Origin of the sequence: Teichococcus oryzae (genome assembly GCF_008386565.1) — a bacterium.
In the GTDB taxonomy this organism is placed as follows: domain Bacteria; phylum Pseudomonadota; class Alphaproteobacteria; order Acetobacterales; family Acetobacteraceae; genus Pseudoroseomonas; species Pseudoroseomonas oryzae.
Window position 1 is genome coordinate 1 of record NZ_VUKA01000045.1, and the last position, 8784, is coordinate 8784.

General features: G+C 66.2%; 7 protein-coding genes and 1 pseudogene. 2 read left to right on the forward strand and 6 right to left on the reverse strand.

Features of this window, described 5'->3' with window-relative positions:
* Window positions 1–65 precede the first annotated feature (65 nt).
* The 4 genes from F0Q34_RS22710 to F0Q34_RS21170 all read right to left on the reverse strand — a co-directional run bounded on the left by F0Q34_RS22710 (window position 66) and on the right by F0Q34_RS21170 (window position 4188).
* Complete coding sequence (locus F0Q34_RS22710) at window positions 66–350, reverse strand: SUMF1/EgtB/PvdO family nonheme iron enzyme (protein WP_206668123.1); 285 nt, start codon at window positions 348–350, stop codon at window positions 66–68.
* Window positions 283–621: an SUMF1/EgtB/PvdO family nonheme iron enzyme gene (locus F0Q34_RS22215; protein WP_206668120.1), complete on the reverse strand. Its 339-nt coding sequence runs from the start codon at window positions 619–621 to the stop codon at window positions 283–285. Before F0Q34_RS22215 ends, F0Q34_RS22710 begins: the two co-directional genes overlap by 68 nt.
* A gap of 208 nt (window positions 622–829) precedes the next feature.
* A complete protein-coding gene (uidA, locus tag F0Q34_RS21165; protein ID WP_206668121.1) occupies window positions 830–2785 on the reverse strand; it encodes a beta-glucuronidase in 1956 nt (651 codons plus the stop codon).
* Between the two features lie 38 nt (window positions 2786–2823).
* A complete protein-coding gene (locus F0Q34_RS21170) occupies window positions 2824–4188 on the reverse strand; it encodes an amidohydrolase (protein WP_206668122.1) in 1365 nt (454 codons plus the stop codon).
* Between the two features lie 390 nt (window positions 4189–4578).
* Between F0Q34_RS21170 and F0Q34_RS21175 the strand changes: the two genes are divergently transcribed.
* Window positions 4579–5415, forward strand: a complete 837-nt coding sequence (locus F0Q34_RS21175; RefSeq protein WP_370751324.1) for an IS5 family transposase — start codon at window positions 4579–4581, stop codon at window positions 5413–5415.
* Window positions 5416–6114: 699 nt separating this feature from the next.
* Here the strand turns inward: F0Q34_RS21175 and F0Q34_RS21185 are convergent.
* The gene (locus F0Q34_RS21185) at window positions 6115–7053 is read right to left on the reverse strand and encodes a LysR family transcriptional regulator (protein WP_161600990.1); all 939 of its coding nucleotides are present in this window, start codon (window positions 7051–7053) and stop codon (window positions 6115–6117) included.
* Window positions 7054–7147: 94 nt separating this feature from the next.
* Here F0Q34_RS21185 and F0Q34_RS21190 point away from each other — a divergent pair, with 94 nt between their 5' ends.
* Window positions 7148–8119, forward strand: a complete 972-nt coding sequence (locus tag F0Q34_RS21190; protein ID WP_194163329.1) for an alpha/beta fold hydrolase — start codon at window positions 7148–7150, stop codon at window positions 8117–8119.
* A gap of 102 nt (window positions 8120–8221) precedes the next feature.
* On the opposite strand, the pseudogene F0Q34_RS22430 reads toward F0Q34_RS21190, so the two are convergent.
* Window positions 8222–8784, reverse strand: a pseudogene (locus F0Q34_RS22430) (integrase core domain-containing protein); the annotation flags it as partial.

The following is an 8784-nucleotide window of genomic DNA, read 5'->3' on the forward strand; positions in this document are numbered from 1 at the left end:
CAGGCGGGCATTGGCGCGAAGTGGCGGCCCGCTGGAGGCAGCGGGATGAGCCGCAGCTTTGTGGCCTATCTTCCTGTAGATGTGAAGCCCCAAGAGGGACAGCCCACTCTCGACGCACAGCGCGCCTTGGTGGTCTCCGCTGTGTGGCGAGGCTGGAAAACCTCGCATGTCCATTCCCGAACATTTCGGGCCATGTCAAACAGCCCGTAGCCATTGGCTGGGAAGGCGCCCACTGGCGAGGTGCCTTCGTACCCATCGGTTCCCAGATTCTGCCAGGGGAACTCACCCTGCCAGGTGTTGGCAAGCAGCCGGCTCCTCCGGAGCGAGGTTGTTGCCCCATACGTAGGCAGCGCCCTTCAGCCCGCCGCGCGCGGCGAACTCCCACTCCGCCTCAGTCGGCAACGCCTTGCCCGCCCAGGCGGCATAGGCTGCGGCACCCTCATAAGCGACATGCATGACAGGGTGGCGGTCGCCGCCATCAAGCGTGCTCCCAGGTCCCTCCGGCTGGTGCCAGCATGCGCCTGGCAGATCGGCCAACCACAGGCGAGGGTCGTACAGGCCAACTGGGCCTGATGGACGCCGGAAGACGGGGGAGCCTGGCAACAGCAACGCCCGATTCACGCCCGGAGATCAGCGGGCGAGGGCGGGAGCTCAGCCACGGTGATATGGTTGGTGGCCGCGACGAAGCAGCGGAACTCGAGCTTGGACCATGCCCTTAGAAGCCTGCTTGGACGGAGCTTCGTCGCTTGGCTACGCCCTTCGCGCGGGGCCGATCATCGGCTCGGCTTCGCCCGGTCCCTTGCGAGGGCGGACTGCGCACCTCCCTCCCTCACAGCTGCGCCCATCGGCTGCGCAGGAAATGCGCCGCCATCTTGGGTCGCCGATCCCGGGTGAATGCGCCCTTGAAGTTCATTCCCGCCGCGCGGCTGGTGCCCTGGCCGGTCTTGAAGTCGGCGAAGTTCCAGACATGCATCCCCGCCATGAAGGGCCGCTGGGCAGCGATGTCGAGGTAGCGGCGGAGGAACTCCACCTGATATTCCTCGGTCCACATTTCGGCCGGCTGGGCATGCACGCCAGGAATGGTGTCGGTGCCGAACTCGGCGATAATGATCGGCTTGCCGAAGCGGCTGTTCAGTTCGTCCAGCTCGCGCGCCAGCGTTTCGGCACCCTCGTCCAGCCGCCCTGCCTGGGTGTACCAGCCGTAGTAGCGGTTGATGCAGACCACATCGAAGATGCCGTGCCATTCCAGAGGGCCACCCTGAACGCCCACCATCGTGACCGGCCGCGTCGGGTCCAGCCGGCGCGTCTCGTCATAGATCTGGCGGAAGAACCGCATCCCGGCCTCGGCAGCCTCCGGCACAGGCGGCCCACCGCCGAGCAAGGGACCGCCCATGGGCTCGTTCGCCACGTTCCATAGGATCGTGCTCGGGTGGTTCTTATCGCGCGCGATCAGTTCTTGCAGCTGCCGGGTGGCCTGGGCGAGGCGCTGCGCCGTCGCCTCTGGCGGATCCTCGAAGTTAAGCCCAACGGCTGGGATCTCATTGATCACCAGCACGCCAAGCCGGTCCGCCAAGTCCATCGCCTCCTCGGCATAGGGATAATGGGTGGTGCGGTAGGAGTTCGCGCCGACCCAGCGGAGCAGTTCGTAATCCCGCACCCACATGGGCAGATTCAGCCCGCGCCCGCTCAGCGGAAAATCCTCATGCTTACCGAAGCCGGTCAGCTTGACCGGCTGCCCATTCAGCAGCAGCTGGCTCCCACGCACCGCGATGGTGCGGATGCCAATCTCCAGCGAATAAGAGTCCGTGGAACGCTGCCCATCAGCGAGCGTGACCGTGAGCGGGTAGAGATGCGGGCTTCCTGGCGCCCAGAACCGCGCCGAAGGCACGCGCAAGGTGGCTTCGGCGGAGCCCGCCTGGAAGCTCAGCTCCGTCTCGGCGCCGTTCAGCCGGACCCGGCCTTGGCCGGCATAGCCGCCGGACGCATGGACCCTGACGTTGACGACCCCGTCGCTGCCCTCGATGGTCGTGCCCACCGTGACGTCGTCGATATGCGCCTCGGCCGGTACGGAATACAGCACGACCTGCCGGTGCAGCCCGGCATAGGGGAAGAAGTCATAGGTGGTCGCGGGATAGCCGCCCAGGACGCCAGCCACCCCGCCGCCGCCTTCTCCAGGCCCCGGCGGCACCCGCCCCAGGAGCTGCTTGTTCTCCACCGTGATGGCGATGACATTCGGCTGGTCCCAGCCGAGCTGCGGGCCGATCTCGGCGACAAAGGGCAGGTGCCCGCCCTGATGCTCGGCCACCACGGTGCCGTTGACCCATACCTTCGCGGCATAGTTCGCCGAGCCGATGCGCAGGAAGACGCGCTGCGCCCGCCATCCCGCCGGCGCCCAGATCCGCGTCAGGTACCAGGCCAGCCCAAGATAGTCCCGCGCGTCGTCATAAAGGTCGTTCCAGCTGCACGGCACCACGATGGGCCGCGGCATGGGAAGGGCGCGAAACCAGCCCGCGGCTTCGCCTTCCTCGCCGGGATCCATCTGGAAGTCCCACAGGCCGGAGATATCGAGCAGGTTGCGATGCGCGTTCTGCTGCGGGCGCAGCAGGCCCATGGGGTTGGACAGGGCCTGAGGCTGCGCTGCCGCCGGCCGCGCGTCCAGGAGGGGCGCGCCCACCAGTAGCGAGGCCGAGCCGAGGGCCGCCGCGTGCAGTGCCTCGCGCCGGCCCAGCCCAGCCATGCACGGGGCAGGGTTCTTCGCGTCCCCATGGCCTTGATCTCCGGCCATGTTCGAGCTTCCTCCGGATGGAACAGTGGACATGCCGCTCAACGATGCGCCTGGCCGCTCACCAGCCAGGGACTGGCGGCCGCGAGCATGGCTTCGATGCCGGCGCGCAACGTCGGCTGCAGGACTGGCGCGAATTCCGGAGAATGATTGGAAGGGATGTCGTTCGGCCGCCCCTCCTTCTGCGCCTTCGCATATGTGTCAGGATCGGTGCCGCCAACCAGCCAGTAGACGGAGGGCACATCCCAGGCGCGCGCCAGAACCGTGAAGTCCTCGCTCGCGGAGGCCGCACTGGCGGGCTGCACCCGGTCGGCCCCCATGCGCTCGCGCAGGGCTTCCGCAACCTTCCGCGTCGCATCCTCGTCATTGATCGTCAGCGGAAAGGTGCTCAGCGTCTTGAAGGTGGGCGGCTTCGGAGAACGCGACAACTCGGCCTGCTGGGTGATGATCCGCCGCACCGAGGCCAGGACACGCTCCCGCACCTGATCGTCGAAGGTGCGGATGTTGAGCCGGAGCAAAGCCCGTTCGGGAATGATGTTGGCGCTCGACCCCGCCTGGAGGGCGCCCACGGTGATCACCGCCTGGTCGGTCATGCCGATCTCGCGCGAAACCACGGTCTGGAGTTGCGTCACTGCCGAGGCCGCCATGACAACCGGATCAACGGTGGTCTCCGGTGAGGAGCCGTGCCCGCCACGGCCGAACAGCATCACCTCCAGGCTGTCGCTCCTGGACAGAATGGTGCCGCTGCTGATCGCGACCTGGCCCGCGGCGAGTGGCATCACATGCTGGCCGAGCACTACATCCGGCTTGGGAAAGCGCCGCACCAGCCCGTCCTCGACCATGGCTTTGGCGCCCTCGGCGGTTTCCTCGCCCGGCTGGAACAGCGCCACGACGGTGCCGCGCCACTTGTCACGGTTCTCGGACAGGATGTGCGCCGTGGCCATCAGCCACGCCACATGCATGTCGTGCCCGCAGGAATGCGCGATCGCCGTTTCCTGCCCATTGGCGGGATCGATGCCGGTTTTGGAGCTCGCATAAGGAAGCCCCGTATTCTCCTGCATGGGAAGGGCATCCATGTCCGCCCGCAGCAGGACCGTCGCGCCGTCACCATTGCGCAGCACCCCGACGACCCCGACCCCGCCGACGCCCTCCGCCACCTCATAGCCCTGCTTGCGCAGCCACTCCGCTGCGATGCCGGCGGTGCGCCGCTCCTGCATCGAAAGTTCGGGATTGGCGTGGATGTCCTTGTAGATGCCCTCGATCTCGGTGAGCAGCGCTTCGGACGGCGCAGGCAGGGTGGATTGCGGCTGGGATGCCGCTCCAGGCGCCGGAGAGGCCCCGCGTTGCTGTGCCTGCGCGGAAGCCGGGTGAAATGCCGTTGCGCAAAGGAGCGAGGAGACCGCCAAGCAGCTGCAGGTCCTGAAGATCGAGCGCCTGGTCGGATGCATGGCTTTTCTTTCGTCCTAGGCTGTGAAGGGTTGTAGCAGGCCGGCCCACAACATCCCGGCCCGGTGTCGTTCACGGCGGCAGCAGCGCGCGCTTGCTTTGATTCAGCCGGGGGTTTGGAACGTCTTGCAAACTCCCTGATCTGGAACTTAGTTGCACCAACACAGTGACGTGGATGAAGCCAGGGCGTGGAGTACAAAGCCCTCGGACGGTTCCTTCCTGAACTGTGGGCCCAAGCGGCAGCGCGAGGGTAGCAGGTGGCTAAGCGGCGTGGACAAAGGTGCTTCACATCCTGAGTCTGAGTGATCCAAGGCTGCTTCCTGAAGGGAGGCGCTGGTGCTGCGAGGTTGTTGACGGACGAGGAATGGGCGTTCTTCGAGCCCTTCGTGATTGAGACCGGACCCTTCCGCGGCCGCCCGCCTGGTGGTCACCGCCGGGTGCTGGATGCCATTTTCTGGGTGGCGCGCACAGGCACTCCCTGGCGCGACCTACCGCCTGAGCTGGGCAACTGGAACTCCGTCCACCGGCAGTATCGACGCTGGACCACCTCCGGTCCCTGGGACGAACTGCTGCAAGTCCTGGCCGACGGGGGCGGTGACGCCGACGCCCTCCAGATGATCGACAGCACCATCGTCCGGCCCATCACTGCGCGGCTGGCGCAAAAGGGAACTCACCGCCAGGGTCTTGGATGCTTGCACGGCGGCTTCTCGACCAAGGTCCACCTTCGCACCGATGCCTATGGCCTGCCGATCAGCCTGACGCTGATGCCAGGCGAGGCGCATGACAGCACGGCTTATGACGTGCTGATGGAGGAGCGGGATAATGATCCTGGCATTTTGCTCGCGGATCGCGGCTACGACAGTGATGCCATACGACAGGATGTACGCGACCCCGGCGGGCAGCCAGAGATCCCGACCAAGCGCAACAGGCGCATCCAGCACAGTGTCCAGCAACTCCGCTACGCCCTCGGCAACCGCATCGAGCGCTGCATCAACCGCCTGAAGAACTGCCGCCGCGTCGCCACCCGCTACGACCAAAACCGCCGGCAGCTTCCTTGGCTTCGTCCAACTCGCCGCCATCCGCTTATGGATCAGCTTTGCCCACGCCGTTTAGCTTCTGTCTCAGAGGCACAGGCACATTTTGTGCCCGATATCTACTTTGGAGCGAGAATTGTAAGAGGCCGGTAAGCAGTGATTGCCAGACGGCTTTCAAAGAAGATCTCGCCGCCGATCGGCTTATCGGAAGGCCGGACGCAAGCTCGACTGCCCGATGCTGGCTCTATGGCCCCAGGCACAGGAGACACCTGGTCAGCCCATGCCTGTCGAGATCTGGAGGGGGTGGGCTGAGGATATCAGCCGCGCGGTAACAACAGGTCATCACCTTCAGGCCGAGGATCGCACTGCGGAGGTCGTCGCAGCGCTTTAGGCCTTTTCCCTCGACCAGCATGCGTCCTGACGCGCCAGCAAGGCGGCGTTTCACGAGCAGGACGTGGCGGAACGGCGCTGGCGCTTCGCCCCATGCCACCCACTTCCGGTCGGCATCCGGTCGCGGACCCCGTGCCTCGGCGAGGAGCCGGAGCCCCAGCGCTCCCGTGCGAGAACCGTCCCAGCATTATGCATGCCGTTTCTCGCCGGCGCCTGAGTTCCAAGCGGATCGACGTGCTCGGCGCCGTCGTGATTGCGGGCTCGATCCGCAGCGCGTCCCGCGAACTGAACGTGGCACGGCCCGCCTTCAGCTGGTTGCTCCGGTTCGTGGAGGACCTAGTCGGCTTTCCGCCCAGTGGACGTGCTAGCGGCCCACGCCGCTTCGTTGCCGTCCGAACAGATTTCCTCATCATGAACAAGGATCTGGAAAGCCCTCAACCCAGCACCTAGTTGAAGAAGGCTCTAATCTTGCGGTGCAGGCAGCCAGTCGACCACCGCGGCGACCTGCGTCAGTTCCCGCCGCAGCACCGGCACGGCATGGTCCACAAAGGCGCGCACCGGCGACCAGGGCCTTGGGTTCGGCCGGAAGATCATGTTCACCGGCACCGCTCTCGGCTCGAAGGAGGTGAGCACGCGCCGCAATTTGCCCGACGCCAGTGGCCCGGCCACCTGATAGGAGAGCGCGCGCACCAGGCCCTTACCCCGCAGTGCCACATCCAGCCCCGCCCCGGCGCTGGAGATAGAGAGCTGCGTCCGCACCTGGACCGACCGCGCCCGGGCGCTGCCGGCCTTTTGCCGGAACGTCCAGAGCTCGCGGTTTCCCTCCGCGCCCACCCCGATGCAGCGGTGGCCGGACAGCTCCGCAGGCTCCTGTGGCAGGCCATGGCGGGCAAGATAGGCGGGCGAGGCACAGATAACCTGCCGCACTTCACCAAGCTTCACCGCGGCCAGACTGCTATCCTGCAGATGCGCCAGCCGGATCGCAACGTCGACGCCTTCGCCCACCATGTCGACCATGCGGTTCAGGAGCAGCGCTCGCACCTGCACCGCGGGATGCACTTCAAGGAATTCCTCCAGCACCGGCGCCACCTTCAGGCGGCCGAACAGTTCCGGCGCTGTCAGCACCAGCGTGCCGCCGATGACATTCGGCGCCTGTTCCTTTCGGAGTTCGGCCAGCCGGTCCAGCACCTCGCGCCAGGTGGCGGCGTGGCGCTCGCCTGCCTCGGTCAGGCGCAGGCCGCGCGTGGAGCGCAGCAGCAGCGTCTCCCCCGCATCCTCCTCCAAAAGAGCAATAGCGCGCGTGGCCGCCGCCGCCGAGCGGCCGAACCGCCGCGCGGCGGCGGCGAGCGAGCCTTCGTCGATGGCGGCAACGGCCATCTCCATCGCGTCCAGCCGGTCCATGGTTTCAGATCCTGAAATCGAGCCCGTCATCCAACGCGCATTCAGCCGCTCTGTGCAAGTTCCTACCTTGGCTCCACCGCAGCGAGGTGACGCCATGAATCAGACGATCTCGGCGATGCAGCGCCGCAACCTTCTGACCTCCCTGGCGGCGGCGCCGGCCATGGCGCCGCGCGCCCCGGCCGCCGCAAGCCTGGCATACTTCACGGAGACGGCCATGCCCGACATCCAGTACCGCACGCAGCCAGTTGGCCCCGTGGAGGTCTTCTACCGCGAGGCCGGGCCGGCCGATGCGCCGGTCATCCTGCTGCTGCACGGCTTCCCGACGAGCAGCCACATGTTCCGCGACCTGATCCCGCTGCTCGCCGACCGCTACCGGGTGATCGCACCAGACCTGCCCGGCTTCGGCCTGACCAGGGCGCCGGCGCGCAGCACCTTCGACTACAGCTTCGACAACCTGGCGCATGTGATCGGCCAGTTCGTCGATGTCATCGGCCTGCGGCGCTACGCGCTCTACATCTTCGATTACGGTGCGCCGACCGGCCTGCGGCTAGCCATGGCGCATCCCGAACGGGTTGCCGCGATCATCTCGCAGAATGGCAATGCCTATCTGGAAGGGTTGAGCACGGAGTGGGAATCCTGGCAGGCCTATTGGCGTGAGCCGACGGAGGAGAACCGCGCCCGCTGCCGTGCCGCGCTGACCGACGAATTCATCCGGTCCCAGTATGAGCAGGGTGCGCCGGCGGGGCGCGTCGCCCCCGATGGCTACCTGCTCGACCAGTTCTTCATGCACCGCGCGGAAGCGGCGGAGATCCAGCTCGACCTCATCCTGAGCTACCGGACGAACGTGGCGCTCTACCCGGCCTTCCAGAGCTATTTTCGGCAGCATCAGCCACCGCTGCTGGCGATCTGGGGCAGGAACGACCCTTATTTTCTGCCGGCCGGCGCCGAGGCCTTCAAGCGCGACCTGCCGAAGGCGGAGGTGCATCTACTTGACACCGGTCACTTCGCTCTGGAAACGCACCACCAAGAGATCGCCCACCATATTCGCCGCTTTCTGCCAGCCTGATCTGCAGCCATCTCGCTGTCGCAATCATGGCAGCGGGGCGTCCCTCCTTGGGGCTTCAGAATGCCCGAAAAACTGGCGCTCTCGTCGGATCAGTTTCGCGGGTCAGGACCAGGGCAGTGCCGGGGCCGATGAACCATTGGAGCTGGGGCGGGGCATAGGCTTGGCTCCTCCTGGCACGATCACCTTCGGGGCTGGTGGTCTGTAGTCGAGCAAGGAATGAGGGCGAGTGGTGTTGCAGTGCACCCGCCACTGCTCGATCAGCACCCTGGCCTCGGCCAGCGAGTTGAACACCTCGCCGTTGAGCAGCTCATCGCGCAGCTTGCCGTTAGAACTCTCCACATAGCCGTTTTTCCAGGGGCTGCCGGGCTCGATAAAGGCGATCTTCGCGCCGACGCCGTGGATCCAGCCCTGCACGGCCTTGGGCACGAGCTCAGGCCCGTTGTCCGACCGAACATGCGCGGACGTGCCGCGGGCGATGAGCAGGGCCGTGATCCGGCGATAGCCATACCGCCCGTATTGTCAGGCCAAGCCAATGATCGCCGCCGTCAGCATTGCTTTGTCGCCCGGGGAACCGGGCGCCTGCCGCTACGTCGAGCGATGCTGGCCCAGCACGCGGCAGGCAAAGCGTTCCGAGACGCCAAGCCTTGCCCTGACATGCTGTACCG